Genomic DNA, 23,508 nt, shown 5'->3' on the forward strand with positions numbered 1-23,508 from the left:
CCTCTGGAAGGTGTTCGAAAGTCGGTAGCGAGTTCAGGCAGCATCCAGGCGCTTGGGGGAGCGTTGCATATCCCTCGGCTCTCGTTCGATGCAGCATCACCGCTCGCCCCTTTCAGGACAGCTTCTAAGGAGCAGTCATGAGCTATGTGATCGACCGACGTCTCAATGGCAAGAACAAGAGCACGGTGAACCGCCAGCGGTTTCTGCGGCGATACCGTGATCACATCAAAAAGGCTGTCGAAGAGGCGGTCAGCCGGCGCTCCATTACCGATATGGAACACGGCGAGCAAATCAGCATTCCCGGCCGCGATATCGATGAGCCGGTGCTTCACCACGGTCGCGGCGGCAAACAGACGGTCGTGCATCCGGGCAACAAGGAGTTCACCAGCGGCGAGCACATTGCCCGTCCGCCAGGCGGTGGGGGTGGCCGAGGGCCCGGAAAAGCCGGTAACTCGGGCGAAGGCATGGACGAGTTTGTCTTCCAGATCACTCAGGAGGAATTTCTTGAATTCATGTTCGAGGACCTCGAACTGCCGAACCTGGTCAAACGCAACCTGACCGGCACAGACACCTTCAAGACCGTACGAGCGGGGATCAGCAACGAAGGCAACCCGTCGCGGATCAACATCATTCGCACCCTGCGTTCAGCCCATGCCCGACGGATTGCCCTGTCCGGCAGCAGCCGGGCGAAACTGCGCGAAGCCAAAGAAGAACTCGTGCGACTCAAGCTGGAAGAACCAGACAACTTCGGCGATATCCAGGAAATCGAAGCCGAAATTGAAAAACTTAGCGCACGCATCCATCGTGTGCCGTTTCTTGACACGTTCGACCTCAAGTACAACCTGCTCATCAAACAACCCAACCCCAGCTCCAAGGCCGTGATGTTTTGCCTGATGGACGTCTCCGGCTCGATGACCCAGGCGACCAAGGACATCGCCAAGCGCTTTTTCATCCTCCTTTATCTATTCCTCAAGCGTAATTACGACAAGATCGACGTCGTGTTCATCCGCCACCACACCAGCGCCCGCGAAGTGGACGAGGAAGAGTTTTTCTACTCCCGGGAAACCGGCGGTACCATCGTGTCCAGCGCCTTGAAACTGATGCAAGAGATCATGGCCGAGCGGTATCCAAGCAATGAGTGGAACATCTACGCCGCCCAGGCTTCCGACGGCGACAACTGGAATGACGACTCGCCGATCTGCCGCGACATCCTGATCAACCAGATCATGCCGTTCGTGCAGTACTACACTTACGTTGAGATTACCCCGCGCGAACATCAGGCTCTGTGGTTCGAATACGAGCGCATCGCCGAAGCCTTTTCCGACACGTTTGCCCAGCAACAACTGGTCTCGGCCGGGGATATCTATCCGGTCTTCCGTGAACTCTTCCAGCGCAGGTTAGTGACATGACCGCCAAAGAGCAGAAGCGCCAACCCATTTCCACCGGCTCCGAATGGACGTTCGAGCTGATCCAGGCCTACGACCGCGAAATCAGCCGTATTGCCGCTGGCTATGCGCTCGATACCTACCCAAACCAGATCGAAGTGATCACCGCCGAACAAATGATGGATGCCTACGCCTCCGTCGGCATGCCGCTGGGCTATCACCACTGGTCCTACGGCAAACACTTCCTTAGCACCGAAAAATCCTACTCTCGTGGTCAGATGGGATTGGCCTACGAGATCGTGATCAACTCCGACCCATGCATTGCCTATCTGATGGAAGAAAACACCATCTGCATGCAGGCGTTGGTCGTGGCCCATGCCTGCTATGGGCATAACAGCTTCTTCAAAGGCAATTACCTGTTCCGCACCTGGACCGACGCCAGTTCGATCATCGATTACCTGGTGTTTGCCAAGCAGTACATCATGCAATGCGAAGAGCGCCACGGCATCGATGCAGTCGAGGACTTGCTCGATTCCTGCCACGCACTGATGAATTACGGAGTCGACCGCTACAAACGCCCCTACCCCATTTCCGCCGAAGAAGAACGTCGTCGGCAAAAGGACCGGGAAGAACACCTGCAGAAACAGATCAACGACCTCTGGCGCACCATTCCAAAAGGCGCGGACAAGTACAGCGACAAGGACAACGCACGCTTCCCGGCCGAGCCACAGGAAAACATCCTGTACTTCATCGAAAAACATGCGCCGCTGCTGGAGCCATGGCAGCGGGAAATCGTGCGCATCGTGCGCAAGATCGCCCAGTATTTTTATCCACAACGCCAGACCCAAGTCATGAACGAGGGCTGGGCGACGTTCTGGCACTACACCTTGATGAATGACCTGTACGACGAGGGGTTGGTCACGGACGGTTTCATGATGGAGTTCCTGACGTCCCACACCAGCGTGGTGTTCCAGCCTGGCTTCGATAGCCCTTACTACAGTGGCATCAACCCCTACGCCCTGGGATTCGCCATGTACCGCGACATCCGCCGCATGTGTGAAGAGCCCACGGAAGAAGATCGCCGATGGTTCCCGGACATTGCCGGTACCGACTGGCTGGCCGCCATCAAGTTCGCCATGAGCAGCTTCAAGGATGAGAGCTTTATCCTGCAGTACCTGTCACCCAAGGTGATCCGCGATCTGAAACTGTTCAGCATTCTCGATGACGACCAGAAGGACGACCTGCTGGTACCCGCCATTCACGACGAGGGCGGCTACCGCACCATCCGGGAAACCCTCGCGGCGCAGTACAACCTGGGTAATCGCGAGCCCAATGTGCAGATCTACAGCATCGACCGCCGTGGCGATCGGTCGCTGACCCTGCGCCACCAACAACACGACCGCAAGCCGTTGGGAGAGTCCACCGAGGAGGTATTGAAGCATTTGCACCGTCTCTGGGGCTTTGATATTCATCTGGAAACCCTACAAGGGGATCAGGTGATGAAAACCCACCATGTACCACCCAGAAGCGAGCATACCGAAAGCGAATACGGTCGACTGGACCTGGCTGTCATTCATCTTTGATCCGGTTCAGGCCTCCGAAAGCTCGACGTTGCGGTTATCCTGTCGAGCTAACGGAGGTTTTTTATGCGGATCTATAAAGTCGGCGGTGCGGTACGTGATCGCTTGCTGGGCATACCTGTCGCCGACATCGACCGCGTGGTCGTAGGCGCTACTACCGAAGAAATGCTCGCCAAGGGTTTTCGCCCGGTGGGTGCGGATTTCCCGGTGTTTCTTCATCCAAAAACGGGCGAGGAATACGCCCTCGCCCGAACTGAACGCAAAAGTGGTCGTGGTTACGGCGGATTCACGTTCCACGCCAGCCCTGAAGTGACTCTCGAAGAAGACTTGATACGCCGCGACCTGACGATTAATGCCATGGCAGAGGATGATCAGCAGAACGTGACCGATCCTTATCATGGCCAGCGCGATCTGGAAGCACGGATTCTTCGACATGTTTCCCCTGCGTTTGCCGAAGATCCGCTCCGGGTGCTGCGTGTTGCCCGCTTCGCTGCGCGTTATTCCGGACTCGGCTTCACCGTCGCAGCCGAAACGCTGGATCTCATGCGCCAACTCAGTGAGTCAGGTGAACTGCAAGCGCTGACGGCAGAACGGAGCTGGAAAGAAATCTCCCGCGCACTGATGGAAGATCGGCCTCAGGTGTTCATAGAAGTCCTGCGTGCATGCGGAGCATTGAAGGTGTTAATGCCGGAAATCGACGCACTGTTTGGCGTACCGCAACCGGAGACCCACCACCCGGAAATCGATACCGGCGCGCACACCCTGAGCGTGCTGGAACAAGCCGCAAAGCACGAACAACCGCTGACCGTGCGCTGGGCCTGCCTGCTGCATGATCTGGGCAAAGGCCTGACGCCGGAAGACGAATGGCCCAGACACATTGCCCACGAGTTCAAGGGACTCAAGCTGATCAAAGCGGTCAATGAACGATTCAAGGCGCCGAGGGATTGCCAGGAACTGGCGTTATTGGTGGGCGAATTTCACACTCACGGCCATCGCGCCCAAGAGCTAAAGCCGTCGACTTTGCTGGAGTTATTGCAGCGCTTCGACGTGTACCGTCGTCCGCAGCGATTCGAAGAGTTCATCGCGGCATGCGAAATGGATGCCCGCGGACGCAAAGGGTTGGAAGAGAGAAGTTATCCACAGGCGGATTATTTACGCGGCGCCGCTAACGCAGCTCGCAGCGTGGAGGTTCAGCCACTGCTGGAAAAAGGATTCAAAGGCCCGGAGCTGGGTGAGGCGATCAAGCGTGAGCGGCTCAAGGTGCTGAAGGCTTACAAGGAAAAAGCCTAAGCGCAGAGACGCAGCCTTCGGCAGCGCCTACAGGACGCACATCAATCCATGTAGGAGCTGCCGAAGGCTGCGATCTTCTCTCTTTACAGCAAATTCGAAGGCGTCAGCTGCGCACCACGCCACTCGAAAGCCACCGGCGCCAACACCTGATCAATCTGCGATTCATCCCACAGCCTGGAAAAACTTTTACCTACTCCGGGATGTACACGATCCGGCGCAATCAAAGACAACGGCCACAGAACGAACGCATTCTTCAGAATTTCTGCCCGCGGCAATATCAGGCCATCGAAATTACCCACCAGATCACCAAACAGCAACACGTCGATATCCAGCGGCAAACCTCGGCGATCTGGTGCATAACGACCGTTATCCGCCTCGATAAACTTAAGTCGGCGGTCTAGTTCCATGAGTGGCAAGTCAGTGCAGGCCGATACCACGAAATTGAAGAAGGGCCCGCTCTTGATTCCGACGGGCTGGCTTTCGAATACCGGCGAACAATGAATGTCGACCAGAAAACCCGACAGGGCCTCCAGGCCGGCCTGCAAATGGGTTTCGCGCTCGATATTGCTACCGAGCCCGAGATAAACCTGAGTCAGCGACATCCGCGCTCGATCTCCACGCCAACACCGCCGGTAGCAGCCGGAACCGCACCTGGCTTTGTCAGCTTCAGGCGCATCCAGGTGATCTTGAATTCGCTCATAAGCACTTCAACCAGACGCTCGGCGAAGGTTTCAACCAGCTGGAACTGCGCCTGCTCTGCAAAAGCCTGAATGCGCGAGGAAACGCTTGCGTAGTCGAGCGCCAAAGTCAGGTCATCGCCACCAGCGGCCGGGCGATTATCCCAGGCGAAACTCAGATCCAGACGCAAGCACTGTCGGATGCCCCGCTCCCAGTCGTAGGCACCGATCACCGTATCGACTTCCAGGCCCTCGATAAACACTCTGTCCAAGCACTTCTCTCCGCTACACGACAAGGGCGCAATGCGCCGTTAGAATCAGGGCGTCCTCGCCCGGAATAGTTAGCATGTTTTGGTTACTGGCGATCCTCGCCTACCTGCTTGGCTCTCTGTCCTTCGCCATTTTGCTCAGCCGTCTGACCGGTAACCCCGATCCGCGAATGAGTGGCTCGGGTAATGCCGGCGCCACCAACATGCTGCGCGTTGCGGGCAGGAAGCTGGCGATCCTGACTCTACTCGGCGACCTTTGCAAAGGCTTGCTGCCGGTACTGATTGCAAGCCTTGCAGGACTTACGTTGCAGGAGCAGGCCTGGGTTGGCGTCTGCGCCGTCATCGGCCACCTGTTCCCGCTGTACTTCCGCTTTCGCGGTGGCAAGGGTGTCGCCACCGCTGCCGGCATGCTGCTGGGGCTGTATCCGCCTGCAGCGTTGCTGGCGGTGAGCGCCTGGCTGTTGACGTTCTACCTGACCCGCACCAGCTCGCTGGCCGCCTTGATCGCCACACCACTGACCCTGCCGCTGCTGGCCTGGCAAGAGCCGGCGGCGCTGCTTCCCATGAGCGCGCTTACCGGACTGATCGTCTGGCGCCATCGCGGCAATCTACGTGACCTGCTTGCCGGGCGCGAACGGCATTTTTAAATGCCGAATGTGAACGCCCCCTCATCACAGCGCGGACAATTGCTCCATCGGCCAACGCGCCTGCACGCTGATTGCCAGGCTTTCCTGCTGACCGGCCTGCAAGCGCTGGCAACCGGCAAACGCAATCATCGCGCCATTATCGGTACAAAACTCCGGGCGAGCATAAAAAACATCGCCCTTCATGTCGCCGAGCATTTTCTCCAACGAAGTACGCAGAGCCTTGTTGGCACTGACGCCCCCTGCGATCACCAGGCGCTTCATGCCTGCCGCCTTGAGGGCACGCTTGCACTTGATGGTCAAAGTCTCCACCACAGCCTGCTGGAACGCCAGCGAGATGTCGCAACGAGCTTGCTCGCCGTCGTCTGCGGCGCTGACACACTGCTGCCAGGTATTCAAGGCGAAGGTTTTCAAGCCACTGAAGCTGAAATCCAGGCCCGGGCGGTCGCACATCGGACGCGGGAAGACAAAACGTCCTGCAGTGCCCTGCTCCGCCAGGCGAGCGATCTCCGGACCGCCAGGGTAGTTGAGACCCATCATCTTCGCGGTCTTGTCGAAGGCTTCTCCCGCTGCGTCATCCAGGGTCTCGCCCAGAAGCGTGTATTGACCGATTCCGTCGACCTGAACCAGCTGCGTATGACCACCCGACACCAACAAAGCGACGAACGGAAATTGCGGCGGTTGCGCCTCCAGCATCGGCGCCAGCAAATGGCCTTCCATGTGGTGCACGCCGAGGGCCGGAATACCCCAGGCAAACGCCAGCGCCTGAGCGCAGGAAGCACCCACCAATAGCGCGCCGACCAGGCCAGGACCCGCGGTATAAGCGATCGCGTCGATCTCGGTCGGCACACAGTCAGCTTCTGCCAACACCTGACGAATCAAGGGCAGCATGCGCTTGACGTGGTCCCGCGAGGCCAGCTCTGGCACTACGCCACCATAGGCGCGGTGCAAGTCGATTTGACTAAACAGCGCGTCGGCCAGCAGGCCGCGTTCACTGTCATATAATGCGACACCAGTTTCGTCGCAGGAGGTTTCTAATCCCAGTACTAGCATGGGTTTGCGCCTTGTTTAGGCTGAATTCGAAGGCGCGCATAATAGTCGTCGCGTGATGCCCCGACCAGCGGTTTTCGATCAGAGGCTTTGCATTCCGTGCGATGAGGGGTTAACATCCGCAACCCTTAAAAACCGACGTCTTCAAGTGCTCTTTTGCCGCGAGGATGTTGACCCCGGTAATGAATGAAGGTAGCTCTGGATGCCAGCCGTCAAAGTAAAAGAGAACGAACCCTTCGACGTAGCTCTGCGTCGTTTCAAGCGCTCCTGCGAAAAAGCCGGTGTACTGGCTGAAGTTCGTAGCCGCGAATTTTACGAGAAGCCAACTTCTGAGCGTAAGCGCAAAGCAGCAGCCGCTGTTAAGCGTCACGCCAAGAAAGTTCAGCGCGAACAGCGCCGCGCCGTTCGTCTGTACTAATACACAGACGATCGTAGCAAGCTTCTGCCAAGCCCGGCCCTCAGCCGGGCTTATGGCATTTGCGTAAAACGCTTGATGCTTCACCGTCGAAGCCGCAGACGCGACCGAGACAAATCTGCTTTAAAGCGTCAGACCTGGCTCTTTTGCCAGCGGTGCACGTCTTTTCTGACGAGCCTTTCAAGGCTACTGACGAGCACACCCACTGATTCCTCTCACGACGATCAGCCCAAGGCACCTGCATGCGTGCCAAATTGTGAGCTATCCGAGACCATTGATTGGTCGCAGCCGGATTCAGCGCAACACTTTCAAACCGTCGAATACTGATTGGCACTAACGTCAGTGGATTTACGACAGATACACTTCCCGACAGCGATTACGCAGACGACACCGGTCGAGCCGCACATCTTGCGCGCCTCCTACAATCACCCGCGTTCGGCCGCCCTTCGTTTCGGACTCCTATCAGCGCAGATGACGAGAACGCCATGGCCGGGCTAATTCCCCAGAGCTTCATTGACGACCTTCTGAACCGCACCGACATCGTCGACGTGGTCAGCTCGCGCCTGCAACTGAAAAAAGCCGGTAAGAATCACACCGCCTGCTGCCCGTTCCATAAAGAAAAAACACCCTCTTTCAGCGTCAGTCCCGACAAACAGTTCTACTACTGTTTCGGTTGCGGCGCAGGGGGCAACGCCCTCGGCTTCATCATGGACCACGACAACCTGGACTTCGTCCAGGCCGTCGAAGAGCTCGCGAAAGCCGCCGGGATGGAAATCCCCCGAGAAGAAAGCGGTCGCCCGCACAAACCTCGGCAGCCCACCGATTCGCCGCTGTACCCGTTGCTCAGTGCCGCCGCCGACTTCTATCGCCAGGCCCTGAAAAGCCATCCATCGCGCAAAGCCGCCGTGGATTATCTAAAAGGTCGTGGACTGACCGGCGAGATTGCCCGGGACTTTGGCCTCGGCTTCGCGCCACCCGGCTGGGACAACCTGTTCAAGCACTTGAGCAGCGATACCCTGCAACAAAAAGCCATGATCGATGCCGGCCTGTTGATCGAAAACGCCGAGACCGGCAAACGCTACGATCGCTTCCGTGATCGCGTCATGTTTCCGATTCGTGATAGCCGTGGCCGCATCATTGCCTTTGGCGGCCGGGTACTGGGCGATGACAAGCCAAAATACCTGAACTCCCCGGAAACCCCGGTATTCCATAAAGGCCAGGAACTCTACGGCCTGTATGAAGCACGCAAGAACAACCGCAATCTCGACGAAATCATCGTCGTCGAGGGCTATATGGACGTCATCGCCCTCGCCCAGCAAGGTTTGCGCAACGCCGTCGCGACCCTGGGCACCGCCACCAGCGAAGAACACCTCAAGCGACTGTTTCGCGTCGTGCCCAACGTGCTGTTTTGCTTCGACGGCGACCAGGCCGGCCGCAACGCCGCCTGGCGAGCCCTGGAAGCCACGTTATCGAGCCTGCAGGACGGCCGGCGCGCCCGCTTTCTGTTCCTGCCAGAGGGCGAAGACCCGGATACGCTGGTTCGCTCCGAAGGCACTGATGCTTTCCGCGCCCGGATCAACCAGCATGCGCAGCCGCTGGCGGACTATTTCTTCCAGCAATTGACGGAAGAAGCCGACCCGCGCTCGCTCGAGGGCAAGGCCCACATGGCCACCCTCGCTGCACCACTGATCGACAAAGTCCCCGGGGCCAACCTGCGCATCCTGATGCGTCAGCGCCTGAGCGAAATCACCGGCCTGAGCGGTGAAGCGGTGAGTCAGCTAGCCCAAAGCGCCCCGCAAGAAGCCCCTCCGGCCTACGATCCGGGCATCGATTACGACGCAATGCCCGATTACAGCGACTATCATCAGCCGCAGGCGCAGGAAATGTATGTGCCGCAGCAGGAATGGACGCCGAAAAAACCCGGTGCAGGAGGCAAGAAATGGGACAAGAAGCCCTGGGACAAAAATGGCAAACGTGGCGGTGATCGCGATCAACCTCGCGCCCCGCGGGTGCCTGCCGCTGTAGAGCCGCCAACCCTCGCCGCCTTGCGCACGCTGCTGCATCACCCGCAGCTGGCGGAAAAAGTCGAGGACGCCGGGCACTTTGCCGCCGAGGATCACACCAACACGCAATTGCTGGTGGCGCTGCTCGAAGCCGTGCAAAAGAATCCCAAGCTAAACTCAATTCAGTTGATCGCACGCTGGCATGGCACGGAGCAAGGCCGCTTGCTCAAGGCCCTGGCGGAAAAGGAATGGCTGATAGAGGGAGATAACCTTGAACAACAGTTTTTCGACACCATAACTAGCTTGTCAGCCCGCCAACGCGAGCGAAACCTGGAACAACTTCTCAGGAAAGCGCGTCAAAGCGAGCTGAGCAGTGAAGAGAAAAATCAACTGCGCGACCTATTAAGTCGCAATGTTTCCGCATCAAACCCGACCTCAACTGGCGCGTGAGGTCATAGCTCAGGTATAATCCTCGGCTTGTTTTTTGCCCGCCAAGACCTTCAGTGGATAGGGTGTTATGTCCGGAAAAGCGCAACAGCAGTCTCGTATCAAAGAGTTGATCACACTTGGTCGTGAGCAGGGCTACCTGACTTACGCGGAGGTCAACGACCACCTGCCGGAGGATATTTCAGATCCGGAACAGGTGGAAGACATCATCCGCATGATTAACGACATGGGGATCAACGTATTCGAGGTTGCGCCAGATAAGGATTCCCTTATGCTGGCCGACGCCGATACCGACGAAGCCGCGGCCGAAGAGGCAGCTGCTGCGTTGGCAGCGGTCGAGACCGACATTGGTCGCACTACCGACCCAGTGCGCATGTATATGCGCGAAATGGGAACCGTAGAGCTCCTCACACGTGAAGGCGAAATCGAAATCGCCAAACGTATTGAAGAGGGCATCCGTGAAGTGATGAGCGCAATCGCGCACTTCCCTGGCACGGTTGATCATATTCTCTCCGAGTACACCCGCGTTACCACCGAAGGTGGTCGCCTGTCTGACGTCCTGAGCGGTTATATCGACCCGGACGACGGCATCGCGCCGCCTGCGGCAGAAGTGCCGCCGCCAATCGACGCGAAAGCCGTGAAAGCGGATGACGATTCCGACGATGAAGAAGCCGAATCTTCCGATGACGAAGAAGAAGCCGAAAGCGGTCCGGATCCGATCATCGCAGCCCAGCGTTTCGGCGCTGTCGCCGATCAGATGGAAATCACCCGCAAGGCGCTGAAAAAGCACGGTCGCAACAACAAGGCAACGATTGCCGAGCTGTTGGCCCTGGCCGAGCTGTTCATGCCGATCAAGCTGGTGCCGAAGCAATTCGAAGGCCTGGTCGAGCGTGTTCGTAGCGCCCTGGATCGCCTGCGTCAGCAAGAGCGCGCAATCATGCAGCTGTGCGTTCGTGATGCACGCATGCCGCGTGCCGACTTCCTGCGCCAGTTCCCGGGCAACGAAGTTGACGAAAGCTGGAGCGACGCTCTGGCCAAGGGTAAAAGCAAATACGCTGAAGCCATTGGTCGTCTGCAGCCGGATATCCTCCGTTGCCAGCAGAAGCTGACCGCACTGGAAACCGAGACCGGTTTGACGATCGCCGAGATCAAGGACATCAACCGTCGCATGTCGATCGGTGAGGCCAAGGCCCGCCGCGCGAAGAAAGAGATGGTCGAAGCAAACTTGCGTCTGGTGATCTCGATTGCCAAGAAGTACACCAACCGTGGCCTGCAATTCCTCGATCTGATCCAGGAAGGCAACATTGGTTTGATGAAAGCGGTAGACAAGTTCGAATACCGCCGCGGCTACAAATTCTCGACTTATGCCACCTGGTGGATCCGTCAGGCGATCACTCGCTCGATCGCCGACCAGGCCCGCACCATCCGTATTCCGGTGCACATGATCGAGACGATCAACAAGCTCAACCGTATTTCCCGCCAGATGTTGCAGGAAATGGGTCGCGAACCGACCCCGGAAGAGCTGGGCGAACGCATGGAAATGCCTGAGGACAAGATCCGCAAGGTATTGAAGATCGCTAAAGAGCCGATCTCCATGGAAACCCCGATCGGTGATGACGAAGACTCCCATCTGGGCGACTTCATCGAAGACTCGACCATGCAGTCGCCAATCGATGTTGCAACCGTTGAGAGCCTCAAAGAAGCGACTCGCGAAGTGCTGTCCGGCCTCACCGCCCGTGAAGCCAAGGTACTGCGCATGCGCTTCGGTATCGACATGAATACCGACCACACCCTCGAGGAGGTTGGTAAGCAGTTCGACGTGACCCGTGAACGGATTCGTCAGATCGAAGCCAAAGCGCTGCGCAAGCTGCGCCACCCGACGAGAAGCGAGCATCTGCGCTCCTTCCTCGACGAGTAAACATAAACCCCCGGCCCAGGCCGGGGGTTTTGTTTTGTGCAGATAAAATCCCCGCTCCTCCCCTCCCACCCCATAGCCCGTCTACACTCGAAGCATTCCCCCGAGCCATAACGAGACCGTTATGCCCAGACTGCCGACCGTGCTTTTTTTGCTGTCGCTGATGACCTGGACCGCAACGGCTGGCGCGCTGACTCTCACTGACGAAGAACGTAGCTGGCTGGCGGCTCACCCGGACTTGCGCCTGGGTGTCGATGCGTCCTGGCCCCCGTTTGAGTTTCGCGACGACCAGAGTCGTTACCAGGGTCTGGCAGCCGACTATATCCAAGTGATACGCCAGCGGCTGGCGGTCAAACTTACACCCGTTGAGCCCGTGACCTGGACCGTTGTCCTGGATCAAGCCAAACAGGGCAAACTGGACCTGCTACCCGGAGTGATGTCGACTCCGGAGCGCCAGACTTTCCTGTCCTTCACCCGCCCCTACCTGGACTTCCCGATCGTCATTCTGGCCCATGTCGGAGGTCCGCAGCCCCACAACATCGAAGACCTGTACGGATTGAAAATCGCCGTGGTGGAGAATTACGCCCCCCACGAACTGCTGCGCACCCAACATCCAGACCTCAACCTGGTGGCGATGCCAAACGTCAGCTCTGCCCTGCAAGCACTGGCCCTTGATGAAGTAGACGCCGTTGTGGGCGATCTTGCGTCCAGCGTTTGGAGCCTGCGCCAGCTCAAGCTCGACGGGTTGTATGTCAGCGGCGAAACCCCTTATCGCTATCAGCTGGCCATGGGTGTCCCCCGGGATAATAAAATCCTGGTCGGTATCCTCGACAAAGTCCTGGCAGACATGAGCCCCGCGGAAATCAGCTCCATTCAAGAGCATTGGGTCGGTAACGTCCTCGATCATCGAACGTTCTGGAACGATTTGTTGGCCTATGGCCTGCCGGGGCTGCTGCTGCTGACCATCGTGCTGGCGGTGGTCATCCGGATCAACCGCCGTTTAAGTTCGGAAATTACCCGTCGGGTTGATCTGGAACAGGAACTGCGAAGCAGCGAATACCATTACCGTGGTCTGGTGGAGAGCCTGTCGGCCATCGCGTGGGAAGCGAAGATAGACGATTTTACCTACAGCTACGTATCGCCCCACGCCGAGGACCTGCTGGGTTATCCCTTGTCCCATTGGCTGATTCCGGGCTTTTGGCGCAACATCATCCATCCCGCCGACCTGACCCGCGCCCAGTCTTACTGCGATCACGAAGTGCTGGCCGGACGTGACCATACGCTCGATTACCGGGTCATCACCGCCGATGGTCGCTGCTTGTGGGTGCGCGATATCGTCAGCCTGATCGAACACGGCCATGAGCCGGTGATGCGCGGGCTGATGATCGACATCACCGACGCCAAGCGCACCGAAGAAGCCCTGCGCCTGTCGGAACAGAAATTCGCCTCGGTATTCCAGCAATGCCCGGACATTCTGGTAATCGCCAGGCTCTGCGACGGCTGTCTGCTGGAGGTCAACGAAGCGTTTGAAGAACAGATTGGCCTAAAGGCCGAGGACGTCATCGGCTTGACCGCCACCGACCTCAATATCTGGGGCATCCCCGGCGTTGGACCGGGTCTGTTGCAGCGCTTGCAGGCCGGCAGCATCCGCAACCTGGAGATGCCCTTTCGACGCAACAACGGCCAGGTGTTTACCGGCCTGATCTCCGCCGAACCATTCGATCTCGACATGACACCAGCGCTGGTGGTCGTGGTCCGGGATATCACTCAGCTCAAGGAAACCCAGCAACAACTGCAAACATCCGAAGAGAAATTCGCCAAGGCCTTCCACGCCTCCCCTGACGGTCTGCTGCTGTCGCGCCAAAGCGATGGCTTGCTGCTGGAGGTCAACGAGGGTTTCAGCCGCATTACAGGGTTCAACAGCGCAATGTCAGTCGATCGTTCCGCGCTGGATCTGGGGATCTGGGTCAACCTCAACGAACGCAAACAAATGCTCGACCTGCTGCATCGCGATGGCTTCGTGCGCGACTTCAGCTGCCACATCCGCCGCAGCGACGGGCAAATCCGGCTTTGCGAAGTGTCCAGCCGTCCGCTGCCGATTGGCGATGAAGACTGCATGCTGACCATCGCCCGGGACATCACCGAGCGGCACCTGATGCAGGAAAAACTGCAACAGGCCGCGACCGTGTTCGAAAGCACTGCCGAAGGCGTTCTGATCACCGATACCCAGCAGCACATCAGCGCGGTCAACCGTGCATTCAGCGAAATCACCGGCTACAGCGAAAGCGAGGCCTTGGGTCATACGCCGCGCCTGCTTGCCTCGGGCCTGCACGACAGCGCCTTTTACGCAGCAATGTGGCACCAACTGACCGCCGAGGGGCATTGGCAAGGCGAGATTTCCAACCGACGCAAGAATGGCGAACTCTATCCGAGCTGGCTGACCATCAGCGCCGTGCGCAACCGGGACAAGTTCATCACTCACTTTGTTGCCGTGTTCGCCGACATTTCCAGCCTCAAGCACGCTCAGGCCAAACTCGACTACCAGGCGCACCATGATCCGCTGACCGGCCTGCCCAACCGCACATTGTTTGAAAGCCGCTTGCAGACCGCACTCAACAACCAGCAGGAAAATGGCGGTCAAGGCGCCGTATTGTTCCTCGACCTTGACCGCTTCAAACACATCAACGACAGCCTCGGCCACCCCGTCGGCGACCTGCTGTTGAAAGGCATCGCCATCCGGCTCAAAGAGCAACTGCGCGATATCGATACCGTGGCGCGTCTGGGTGGCGACGAGTTCATCATTCTGCTACCTGGCCTGCAACAACCCACTGATGCCGACAACATCGCCACCAAACTGCTCAATTGCTTCGCCGCACCCTTCCAGGCCGGCGAGCATGAGTTTTTCATCAGCGCCAGCATCGGCACCAGTCTCTATCCCAAGGATGGTGGCGATGTCGCCACGCTGATCAAGAATGCGGACGCAGCGATGTACCGCTCCAAGGCCAAGGGCCGCAACCGCGTGGAAAGCTACACCCGCGACCTGACGGCTCAGGCCAGCGAGCGCGTGGCCCTGGAACACGAACTTCGCCGCGCCATCGAACGCAACGAACTGCAGCTGTACTACCAGCCGAAAATCAGCCTCGCCGACTACCGCCTGGTCGGCGCCGAAGCCTTGATTCGCTGGCGCCACCCGACCTTCGGTGACGTTCCGCCGGAGCACTTCATACCGTTGGCCGAAGAAAACGGCATGATCCTGCAAATTGGCGACTGGGTCCTCGAAACCGCTTGCCGCCAAATGTATGAATGGAACCAGCTGTATGACGGCCTCGGCCCCCTCTCGGTCAACCTCGCTGGGGCTCAACTGCGCCAGCCGAACCTGCTCGGGCGGATCGAACAACTGCTCAAGGACAACGGCCTCAACCCCGGATTTCTGCAACTGGAAATTACCGAAAATTTCATCATGAGCCAGGCCGAGGAGGCGTTGGCGGTGCTGCACCAACTCAAACAATTGGGCGTCCAACTGGCTATCGACGACTTCGGCACGGGCTATTCCTCCCTGAGTTACCTCAAGCGTTTGCCTTTAGATATTCTCAAGATCGATCAGTCTTTCGTCCGCGGACTGCCCGACGACCCGCACGACGCGGCCATCGTGCGAGCCATAATCGCACTCGGACGCAGCATGCAATTCACGATCATCGCCGAAGGCGTCGAGACCCAGGCACAGCAACAATTCCTCGCCGCCGAAGGGTGTGAACAGATCCAGGGCTACATCGTCAGCCCACCGCTACCACCGAATGAATTTGCCGCAACGTTTCTTCGTACAAACCTAATGGCTTTTTCGGATGGCACTGCCGCGAAACCGTCGCTATAATCCGCGACCTACTGAGGGCCTATAGCTCAGTTGGTTAGAGCAGAGGACTCATAATCCTTTGGTCCACGGTTCAAGTCCGTGTGGGCCCACCAATAAAATCAACAAGTTAGGTCAACCATTGCGGTTGGCCTTTTTTGTGTCTGATGATTTTGTAAGCACTTTGTAATCAGCTGGCGCAAAAAGCCAGTTCACCGATTGGACCTGCGTCGCCCTGAAGCAGGTGCTCGGTCCGGATGGCGAACCCGATGCCGACGTGCCGATCCTGCCCGGTGTGCCGTTGCCCCTGCCGCTCGGTGGTGAAGCCATGGGTCTGTTCGCCTTCCCGGGTGAAGACACCCTGGTGGTGGTCATGTTCGCCTACGGCCTGCCGCACAAACCCTATGTGCTTGAGCCTGCCCTCGCTGTCCAAAGGCGATCAGGTCTGGCAACACAGCGAGGCGGTGCAGCAGCGCGTCGACGCCGATGGCAACTGGACGCGCCAGACCGATGCCAGGATCAGCGACACGGCGAGCGAACGCGAAATAGAAGCACTGGACAACCAGGAGCGCTACCAGAGCACCCGCCTCACGGTGGAGGACCACAGCCGCGAATCGGTAGGTGGGATTAAAACGCTGGAGGCGCTGGGCGCGCTGAAGCTGTTGTCAGGTGGCTCGGCCAGCCTGGCGGCGGTCGATGACCTGCACCAGGCCACCGGTCGCGACCTGAATCTGGTGGTGGGGCAGAAGCACAACGCCTCGGTGGGGGGCGAGATGCACGAGCAGATCAAGGGCCTGCGTCGCAGCGTGTCCGAGGTCAGCCAACGTCTGCAGGCGCCCAAGTCATGGATCGGCTCCGAGTCCACCAACCTGCTGCAGATCCTTTGCGACCTGATCGACCTGGTTGCCGAGACGAACAATCAGATCGCGGTGCACACCCATGTGCCGGGACCGCAACCGAGCCCCGGCGATGCGGCGGCCTTTTTGTCGCATGCGGGCACCGCCACCGCACTGGGCAGCCAGATGAAGCCCATTACGGGATAAAAGCCGCCCTGGCCGAAGCCAAGGCGGTTTCCCACGCCAGCGGTGCTAAACCAGTTCTAACTCAACCACCACCCAAAGGACGAGCATTAGCAATAAAAAGCTAATTAGACTCCATTGTAATCTGGCCAGCGTGCGTTTTAGTTGTGCGGGGAAGTCTCTCAATTCCTCGGGATTTAGCTGACCTCTTTTGAGATAAAAATTAGGGAATGTAACGATTCCAGAAATACCTCCAACCAATAGCAGCTTCCCCCAGGGACCGCCATGTCGAAGTGGCGCCCGAATCATGATTGCCGAGCAGTTTTTAAGATGCTCCAGTAATTCGTCCATCCGGGTGTATGCCAAATGGAGCGCAACTCCGATGCAAGCAATCATCCCTCCGAAATCGATCAAGCTAACAACTAAAAAAACTTTATCCGCAGTGCTCAAACTCATTGAATAGCCTCGTAAATCTTTTCAGCCGTAGCTTCCAAGATTCGTCCTCCGATTTCACCTGCTCCGAATGACGCCGCGCCAACTACCACCACGCCACAAGCCAAAGTAGCTATGCCTCCCGTCGGAACGCCAAGTCCAACGCACAATACGCCTACCGTGGAACCTGAAAGTAACGCCCCCGAAGCTGCCCCCCCGACCACACCACCGGTAAAGCTGCCCGTCTCCGTAAATTTAATTTTTTCGCAGGCTTCGGTATTTCCCGCGTTACACACGTCCTGGACCTTCATAATTGAGGCACCACCGCCCATGGCCGTACCAACCCAGCCTCCGTACTTGACGTATTGGGCGGCCTTGGCCACACCATCAATGTGCGTGGCATAACCGGGTATCTGCCCCGGTGCACCGGCTTTGCGCCAACGATGCACCAGACTGCGACTGGAAATCCCCAGGGCACTCTTGAGATTTGGGTGATCGGGAAAACCAATCCCTTTTTTGGTGAACCCCGTGAGATGGGTATCGAGTTGGCCAAGCAAGCGCTGACGCTCGGCGAAAAACTCAGGGGAACGCAGATGGCCATCTCGCTGAAAGGTGCGTTGGTGCAAGGCCTCGATGTCGCGCAGCGTGTTTTGTACGTTGTCCAGATTACTGGCGAAGATTGCGACCCCGACACCGATAGCCGGGGAGCCTTTGGTGAGAAACGACTCAATTTCCTCACGGTGACGCGCCATGAAATCAGCCTCCTCCGGTGTCAGCGGCTCAAGTGCTCGATTCACCTGTGCTGCGGCCAGCATCAACTGTGCTTCCTCCCACATGCAGTTGGGGTTGTTGGGATCACCGAGGACAATCATCGTCCCCGCCTTGACCTGATCCAAACCCGGATTGAGGGCCCTGAATTTGGCGAGAACTGCGGGGGTGGGTGCTGTGAACAGCTGAGCCTTCAACTTATCCGCTGTCATGCTTTGGGGGACGATGTAGAACCCCGGATCGTGCAATGGAATAGCTTCCGGCCAGAGCTCACGCGGGAAAAACGCGAGACGCTCTGCAGGTGGAGGCGGTGGGGCAGCCGGCGTGATGGTCTGTGTATGAGTGTCTGCCTTGAGATGTTGAGCATGGACAGAGCACAGCAGCCGTTCAGGGTCAGGCTTCAAGACGGGCTGGGAGAGCCTCGAAAGTGGCAGGCGTTTAACCGCACAGGGTATGGCGTCTTGGCTGTAGCGCGCCACGATCCGCGATTGGTTCAAGAGGTCGCGCTGTTCTTGGAGTAGGGCCTGAATGCCTTGCTCAGGGGTTTTGCGCCCTTGCGCGACCTCATCGGCAATGCGCTTGGCGTAAGCGGCCACCTCCCGATTGAACCGGACACGCGCCACTCCGTGGACCAGATGGCGAGCACTGACCGTGTGTGCTTGCGCGATCAGTCGGCCCGCCGCGCTCTGAACGTCCCAGACACCGAAACGACTCACCCTTCCGTGCCCCAGGAGGCGTAGCCGCTGGTGCCTGCCGCGTGGTGGTTCCAGGTAATCTGGCGATAGCGAATGGCCAACTGCTCTTCGGGTTCGGCGTCACCTTGCAACACCGCATGGGGCATCTCCAGCGTCAGATCCGCAATGACTCCCCCCGTGATCGACACGGAATAGAATTTTTCCTGGTTGCCCGCAGCAGACACACGATAGAAATTAATGGTGCAGTTGATTTCTTCTTGGCTAGCCAGAGCTTGCGCGAGGAGCGGGGAGGATTTGTCGACGTTTTTGGTGATGATAATCGGGTTGTGCGTGGGTTTAGAGATGTTCCCAATGTTGGTCATGTTGTGGTGGAAAGCCAGCACCATGATTTCATCGGTATGGGCTGACTGGTATTTGTTGCCAACCGATGCGGCCGTGGAACAGCCCGCGGAAATCAGACCTTGGGCCTTACCTGTGATGCTCATGTAACCCGGGTTCGCCATTCGTATCACTCCATTCGGTTAGGCGAACATCCTATTACAAGGGTTTTAGCCGTGCCGTCGGGCAAGTACCGGAAAGCTATACAGAATATGTCTAGTGCTAGGGGGCGCGCGACTCGATACATGACCCGGTCCCACAAGTCACGAATCCAGGTACTCGAAAAATCTACGAGTTGAGAAAAGCACGGATGGGAACGCACTTTTCCCCCTCCCGCCGACGGGCTTCGTGCACTTTTTTTGCGAAAAGAATCGGGTGATGAAAACAACCCTCCAGCCCAAGCCGGCTGAGAGCCTTGGCGGGTTATGGCGTTTTTCATTTTGTTAAAGGTTTTGCAATTTTTGGAAAAGATATTGCGCACGATGCCCCAGGTGGAGCGCAGGCAGCGAAAAGAGAAGAGGCCCAGACTAGAGCGGTGAAAAACAAGAAAATGCAGGGGATGAGGTATTTTCAGAATCTACACGCCAACTTTTCAGCGTCCGAATTTTGAGGTCTGGCGGGGACAACTGCATGGCTGTAGCCCTTGTGGTTTCAGGGCTACAGATGTTTTTCAGAGGAATTATTGATTTCATTTTCTTTCTCTATTCTCGACGCTCTATTGAGGTGGCCTACGCCAGCTTCGGAACCCAGTCCGCTATGGAAGGTCGGGAACGATCTCTCAAAAAAACCGTCTACTCTGTGAGTACCGGACCTGTGGGCCCACCAAATCCGAAAGCCGCGCAATGCGCGGCTTTCGCGTTTCTGATCGACAGTCGCCGCTAAGTTTCACTCCTTTCCAGCCCCATATGCCGAGTGTTCTCTGAACAACGCCTCCCTGGCAGCTCTTGTCTTGCCATTTCACTTTTAGCCCTCCCGGTCGGTGACCGCCGCGCCCTGCGGATCATGTGCGCAAAGCAATTCCGAATGCGCGATGGCGACCCTGTCCACTTGCAGCTGCTCCTATGGGCAAGGCTTTTGCGACATCTCAGAGCAAGAAATCAATCTAATCATTTAGATTTTCCGATGATGCCAATATGATATCGCCCCGTGATTGCAAAGCAGGCGTGTGAACGCGTCGAACACTGGGGGAAGGCGACATTCCAAAACGAACTGGATGCCGACCCGGCGAGGCCAACGGCTAAAAACAGACAGGACGACCTGGACTCAAACCGGTCCCCGGCCTAATTGCGAAGGAACGATTGAACATGATGTTGAAACAGGGGTTTCTCCGGCCGACTGCTCTCGCAGTGGCGATTGCGACTGGGGTTGCGGGCTGCGCCACTATTGATAATCAGCTGGGTTCGTCATCAGGGGCTACAGCCTGCGTTGTGGGTGGCGCGGTTGGTGCGGTCGCAGGGGCTCTACTGGCCGCCGCTGTTAACGGCAAACCAGAAGTCGGAGCGGTCGTCGGTGCCGGTATTGGTTGCGGAGCAACAATGCTCTATCAGAACCGAGTCAAGCGCCTCCAGGACATTGCTCAGGCTGAGCACATGGACATGGACGTCAAAGAGATCGTTGCCAATACGGCTGCCGGCGGGGCTTCCAAAGAGGCGTCGGTAGGCATTGAGGCACAGGCGCGTGATACGACGATGTTCACGCCCGCATCGGCTGAGTTGACCCCCGAAGGTCAGCGTCAACTGCGCAAAATTGCCCAAGCCATGGCCGACGCTCAAAAAGCCCAGGCATTGAAGCCCACGCCCGCCGGTGGCATGAAGATTCTGGTCGTCGGACACACAGACTCCACCGGTGCAGCGCAATTCAACCAGTCCCTGTCTGAAAAACGTGCACGCGCCGTCGGCAATATTCTGGCTGAAGCCGGGATCAAGCCCACTGACATCTACTACCAGGGCGCTGGCTCTGCGCGCCCTGTCGCGGACAACAGCACTGAGCAGGGTCGTGCGAAGAACCGGCGCGTCGAGATGTCGCAAATCGATAGCCAGCAATTGCTGGTCGAACGGGTTCGCAGTGAGCGCAACAGCACCAGGTACCTTGAACACGGTACCCGCACACAGGCAGCCCCGGCTCCTGCCGTACCGGTGAAAGCTTCAAGGCCCGCGACCTCCGCGGTGGTCGCTGAAGTACCAATGGCAGCGCCAAAGGCCAAGCCAAACAAAGCTGTTTCCCCCTCGATACCGCAACAGACAACATCGGCGCCCTCTCCTCTGGCAATTATCGGCAAGGGTGGCATCGACTTTGGCGGGCACGCGGTGACCAATGGCAACTCGACACTGGCGCAATCCATCGTGCCGAAGAAGTCGATGTTCACCCTGGTTTCCAGCGCCTATGCATCCGCCCCGGTCGGATCCTGTATTGCCGACATGCCACGCACCGAAGGCGAAGTCATGAACCTGGGTACTGGCAAATCGATCGACGAGATCGAAACCACCGACTATCTGCCGGGCATGGATGGGCGTCCGTGGGCACAGCTGGTCAATGGCCACCTGGCCAGTGTCGGTCCGGTTTCGATCCTCAAGGAGGACTCGGCGCTCGCCCAACAACCGTTCATGTCCTTCAAGTCGGACTACAAGACCAGCAAAGAGAAACTGACCGGCAAAGTTCCGGCCTCGGCCAATACCTACGATGGTGAGTCCCAGGTTCTCTACCGAGTCTTCTCGGTCGACGCGAAGAGCTCACCGGTCTCTTGCATGGACATCGTATTTGACAAGCGCACGGGCAAAGCATCGGGCGGCGAAATCTTCTATCCGAAGGGCGGCACAGCGTTCGTCGCCTCGTTCGATCCAAACCGTCAGTAATTTACAAGGAAGACACCATGCTAGAGACCATAAAAGCAATTGCGACGGCCTATTGGTACATCGTGGTGCCGGTCATCGCCACCCTGATAATGATGATTCCGGTGATCGTGTACTGGGAAAAAGTTCGTTATGGATTAATGATCGCCCGGCATCGCTTCCCACTCATTGGGACCATCAGCTACTGGGTTAAAAATCCGGGCAAGCAGGACGCTCAAACTCACTTCCTGAAATCGGAAACAGAACTCTGCGGCGCTTATCACCACTACTACCTCAAGCACAGCAAGGACGGGACTTTCTACAAGAAGGCCGAAGACTATCTTCTGAAGGTCAATGAAGATGGCCGTAAAGAAAAAGGTCTGATGTTGTGGGCTCTGATCCTTACCTTGATGGTTGTCGAAGCCTCGGCCTTCGGATACGCACTGGCGCCCTATGTGCTGGCGATGGCTACACCCAACACGGCGATGATCACGGCCTGGGGCATCGGTCTGGTGATTTCGGTTGTGGGCCTCTATCTTTCCGAGAAGAGCGGCCACCAGCTCTACATCAACCACAAGATCAATCAGGTGATGGCCTACAGCTCGATGCGCGAAAGCGGATCGGCCGGTGACTTCATCCGCAAGGATCGTCTGAACATCGACAAGACTTTTGAAGATGACGATCGCCCGGCCTACCAGCAGATGCTCAATCGCATCCAGGTTGGGGGTGACACTGCCAAGCCAAGCAAGTCCTTCAACTACTTGATCATCTACTCGGTGTTCATTGTGGGCTTGGCAATAGCGGCGTTTGCGGTGCGTACCGAGACGCTGAAAGCGACCGAAGCCGAACTGATCTCGAACCCGATCTCCATGTCCATGGAGCAGGCACCGCCTGATTCAAACAGTTTCGATCTGGGCGAGGACATGCAGGAAGTCAAGCAAGCTTCGGTATCCAAGAGTGCGCAAGACCAGATCGACTCGATGCACCGGGCATCGATGATCACCTTCGCCGTACTGAGCGCCTTGTTCTGCTTTATTCAGTTCACCTCGACGATCATGGCCTATTCCCGCGGCTTCGCCGGCAGCCATTCGAGTGAAGCCTGGAAGACCACCCGCGGTTTTGCCAACGCCGATGAATTTATTGTTCATCATGAAACGATTGCACGCTCCATTGCCGTTGATGCCCAACGCGCCCTTGGCAACTTGCAGGCCCTGCTGAGCGCGCAGTTCCATATCTCGGGTAACGACAATAACGAGAAGGAAATCAATAAACACGAACGCACCTTTGAGCGTTTCCTCGCGATCAAACACGCGGAGAAAATGGTCAAGGACCAACGGGATGTGTTGAGCGGCATTCTGGACAATCTGAACAAGCAATCGACAGAGCTGGCCAAAAAGGGTGACCAGGCAGGCTCCGACCTTGCAATGGCCAAGGCTAACGAGATTCGCGCCCGCATCAACAGCCTCAACGGCACCGAAACGGTTGCAGCACCAGCACCGGCCGTCGTGGCAGCCAAGACGGAACCCGCCCACGCAGCCACGCCTGTGGTCCACGCAGCGCCGGCACCTGCGGTCGAAGTGGTCAACCCTGAGCCGGTTGCAGCAGTTGCACAGGCAGGTTTCGATCCGCACGCCTGGGGCAATCTGATGGGCTTCGAAGAAGACGATCTGGATTATGTGGCCGGGAAGAAAGGCGTTGATATCGCACTGATTCGCCGCGCGTACAAGCTGCAGAAGCTGGACGCGGAGCTGAGCTGATGAAGATCAGATACCTCATCGCCGCCCTTGCCTTTGCCCCAGCAGCCCTGATGGCTGTTGAGCGCAATGACGTGCCGAGCTGTTACGAGATCACCAAACTGACCGAGTT

At 57.7% G+C, this 23,508-nt stretch carries 16 protein-coding genes, 1 tRNA gene and 1 pseudogene; 12 read left to right on the forward strand and 6 right to left on the reverse strand.

What is annotated here, in order from left to right:
• Positions 1-137: 137 nt before the first annotated feature.
• The 3 genes from AD668_RS24465 to AD668_RS24475 all read left to right on the forward strand — a co-directional run bounded on the left by AD668_RS24465 (position 138) and on the right by AD668_RS24475 (position 4,255).
• On the forward strand, positions 138-1,409 hold the full coding sequence (locus AD668_RS24465; protein ID WP_053162940.1) for a YeaH/YhbH family protein: 1,272 nt from the start codon (positions 138-140) through the stop codon (positions 1,407-1,409).
• Positions 1,406-2,968, forward strand: coding sequence for a SpoVR family protein (locus tag AD668_RS24470; RefSeq protein WP_053162942.1), 1,563 nt, complete (start codon positions 1,406-1,408; stop codon positions 2,966-2,968). The genes AD668_RS24465 and AD668_RS24470 overlap by 4 nt, the downstream gene beginning before the upstream one ends.
• 63 nt (positions 2,969-3,031) lie before the next feature.
• The gene (locus AD668_RS24475; RefSeq protein ID WP_053162944.1) at positions 3,032-4,255 is read left to right on the forward strand and encodes a multifunctional CCA addition/repair protein; all 1,224 of its coding nucleotides are present in this window, start codon (positions 3,032-3,034) and stop codon (positions 4,253-4,255) included.
• An 83-nt stretch (positions 4,256-4,338) separates the two neighbouring features.
• Here the strand turns inward: AD668_RS24475 and folK are convergent, their stop codons facing one another.
• Both folK and folB read right to left on the reverse strand, forming a co-directional pair.
• Entirely contained in the window at positions 4,339-4,857 is a 519-nt protein-coding gene (gene folK, locus AD668_RS24480; protein WP_053162946.1) for a 2-amino-4-hydroxy-6-hydroxymethyldihydropteridine diphosphokinase, read from the reverse strand.
• A complete protein-coding gene (folB, locus tag AD668_RS24485; protein ID WP_053162948.1) occupies positions 4,848-5,204 on the reverse strand; it encodes a dihydroneopterin aldolase in 357 nt (118 codons plus the stop codon). The genes folK and folB overlap by 10 nt, the downstream gene beginning before the upstream one ends.
• A gap of 74 nt (positions 5,205-5,278) precedes the next feature.
• Here folB and plsY point away from each other — a divergent pair, with 74 nt between their 5' ends.
• Positions 5,279-5,848, forward strand: a complete 570-nt coding sequence (plsY, locus tag AD668_RS24490; protein WP_053162950.1) for a glycerol-3-phosphate 1-O-acyltransferase PlsY — start codon at positions 5,279-5,281, stop codon at positions 5,846-5,848.
• A gap of 24 nt (positions 5,849-5,872) precedes the next feature.
• Here the strand turns inward: plsY and tsaD are convergent, their stop codons facing one another.
• Complete coding sequence (gene tsaD, locus AD668_RS24495; RefSeq protein ID WP_053162951.1) at positions 5,873-6,898, reverse strand: tRNA (adenosine(37)-N6)-threonylcarbamoyltransferase complex transferase subunit TsaD; 1,026 nt, start codon at positions 6,896-6,898, stop codon at positions 5,873-5,875.
• A 199-nt stretch (positions 6,899-7,097) separates the two neighbouring features.
• Between tsaD and rpsU the strand changes: the two genes are divergently transcribed.
• From rpsU to AD668_RS24530, 6 genes and pseudogenes are all read left to right on the forward strand, one after another.
• Positions 7,098-7,313, forward strand: coding sequence for a 30S ribosomal protein S21 (rpsU, locus tag AD668_RS24500; RefSeq protein ID WP_002551877.1), 216 nt, complete (start codon positions 7,098-7,100; stop codon positions 7,311-7,313).
• Between the two features lie 482 nt (positions 7,314-7,795).
• Positions 7,796-9,763, forward strand: coding sequence for a DNA primase (gene dnaG / locus AD668_RS24505; RefSeq protein ID WP_053162952.1), 1,968 nt, complete (start codon positions 7,796-7,798; stop codon positions 9,761-9,763).
• Positions 9,764-9,830: 67 nt separating this feature from the next.
• Positions 9,831-11,678: an RNA polymerase sigma factor RpoD gene (gene rpoD, locus AD668_RS24510; protein WP_053162953.1), complete on the forward strand. Its 1,848-nt coding sequence runs from the start codon at positions 9,831-9,833 to the stop codon at positions 11,676-11,678.
• A 121-nt stretch (positions 11,679-11,799) separates the two neighbouring features.
• The gene (locus AD668_RS24515; protein ID WP_053162954.1) at positions 11,800-15,546 is read left to right on the forward strand and encodes a bifunctional diguanylate cyclase/phosphodiesterase; all 3,747 of its coding nucleotides are present in this window, start codon (positions 11,800-11,802) and stop codon (positions 15,544-15,546) included.
• A 15-nt stretch (positions 15,547-15,561) separates the two neighbouring features.
• Positions 15,562-15,638: transfer RNA gene (locus AD668_RS24520), tRNA-Ile, on the forward strand.
• 74 nt (positions 15,639-15,712) lie between these two features.
• Positions 15,713-16,565: pseudogene (locus AD668_RS24530) on the forward strand (hypothetical protein); the annotation flags it as partial.
• Between the two features lie 45 nt (positions 16,566-16,610).
• Here AD668_RS24530 and AD668_RS24535 read toward each other — a convergent pair.
• From AD668_RS24535 to AD668_RS24545, 3 genes are read right to left on the reverse strand one after another with little or no spacing between them, the layout of a single operon-like run.
• Positions 16,611-16,997 carry a hypothetical protein gene (locus AD668_RS24535; RefSeq protein WP_053162960.1) on the reverse strand — a complete coding sequence of 129 codons (387 nt, stop codon included), beginning with the start codon at positions 16,995-16,997 and terminating at the stop codon, positions 16,611-16,613.
• A complete protein-coding gene (locus AD668_RS24540; protein WP_053162962.1) occupies positions 16,994-18,457 on the reverse strand; it encodes a hypothetical protein in 1,464 nt (487 codons plus the stop codon). The genes AD668_RS24535 and AD668_RS24540 overlap by 4 nt, the downstream gene beginning before the upstream one ends.
• Complete coding sequence (locus AD668_RS24545; protein WP_053162964.1) at positions 18,454-18,939, reverse strand: Hcp family type VI secretion system effector; 486 nt, start codon at positions 18,937-18,939, stop codon at positions 18,454-18,456. The genes AD668_RS24540 and AD668_RS24545 overlap by 4 nt, the downstream gene beginning before the upstream one ends.
• Before the next feature lie 1,410 nt (positions 18,940-20,349).
• On the opposite strand from AD668_RS24545, the gene AD668_RS24550 reads away from it, so the two are divergent.
• Together AD668_RS24550 and AD668_RS24555 are read left to right on the forward strand one after the other, a co-directional pair.
• The gene (locus AD668_RS24550) at positions 20,350-21,666 is read left to right on the forward strand and encodes an OmpA family protein (RefSeq protein ID WP_053162968.1); all 1,317 of its coding nucleotides are present in this window, start codon (positions 20,350-20,352) and stop codon (positions 21,664-21,666) included.
• A gap of 17 nt (positions 21,667-21,683) precedes the next feature.
• Entirely contained in the window at positions 21,684-23,399 is a 1,716-nt protein-coding gene (locus AD668_RS24555) for a hypothetical protein (RefSeq protein WP_053162970.1), read from the forward strand.
• Positions 23,400-23,508: the final 109 nt, after the last annotated feature.

The organism is Pseudomonas sp. P1.8 (assembly GCF_001269805.1).
GTDB lineage: Bacteria > Pseudomonadota > Gammaproteobacteria > Pseudomonadales > Pseudomonadaceae > Aquipseudomonas.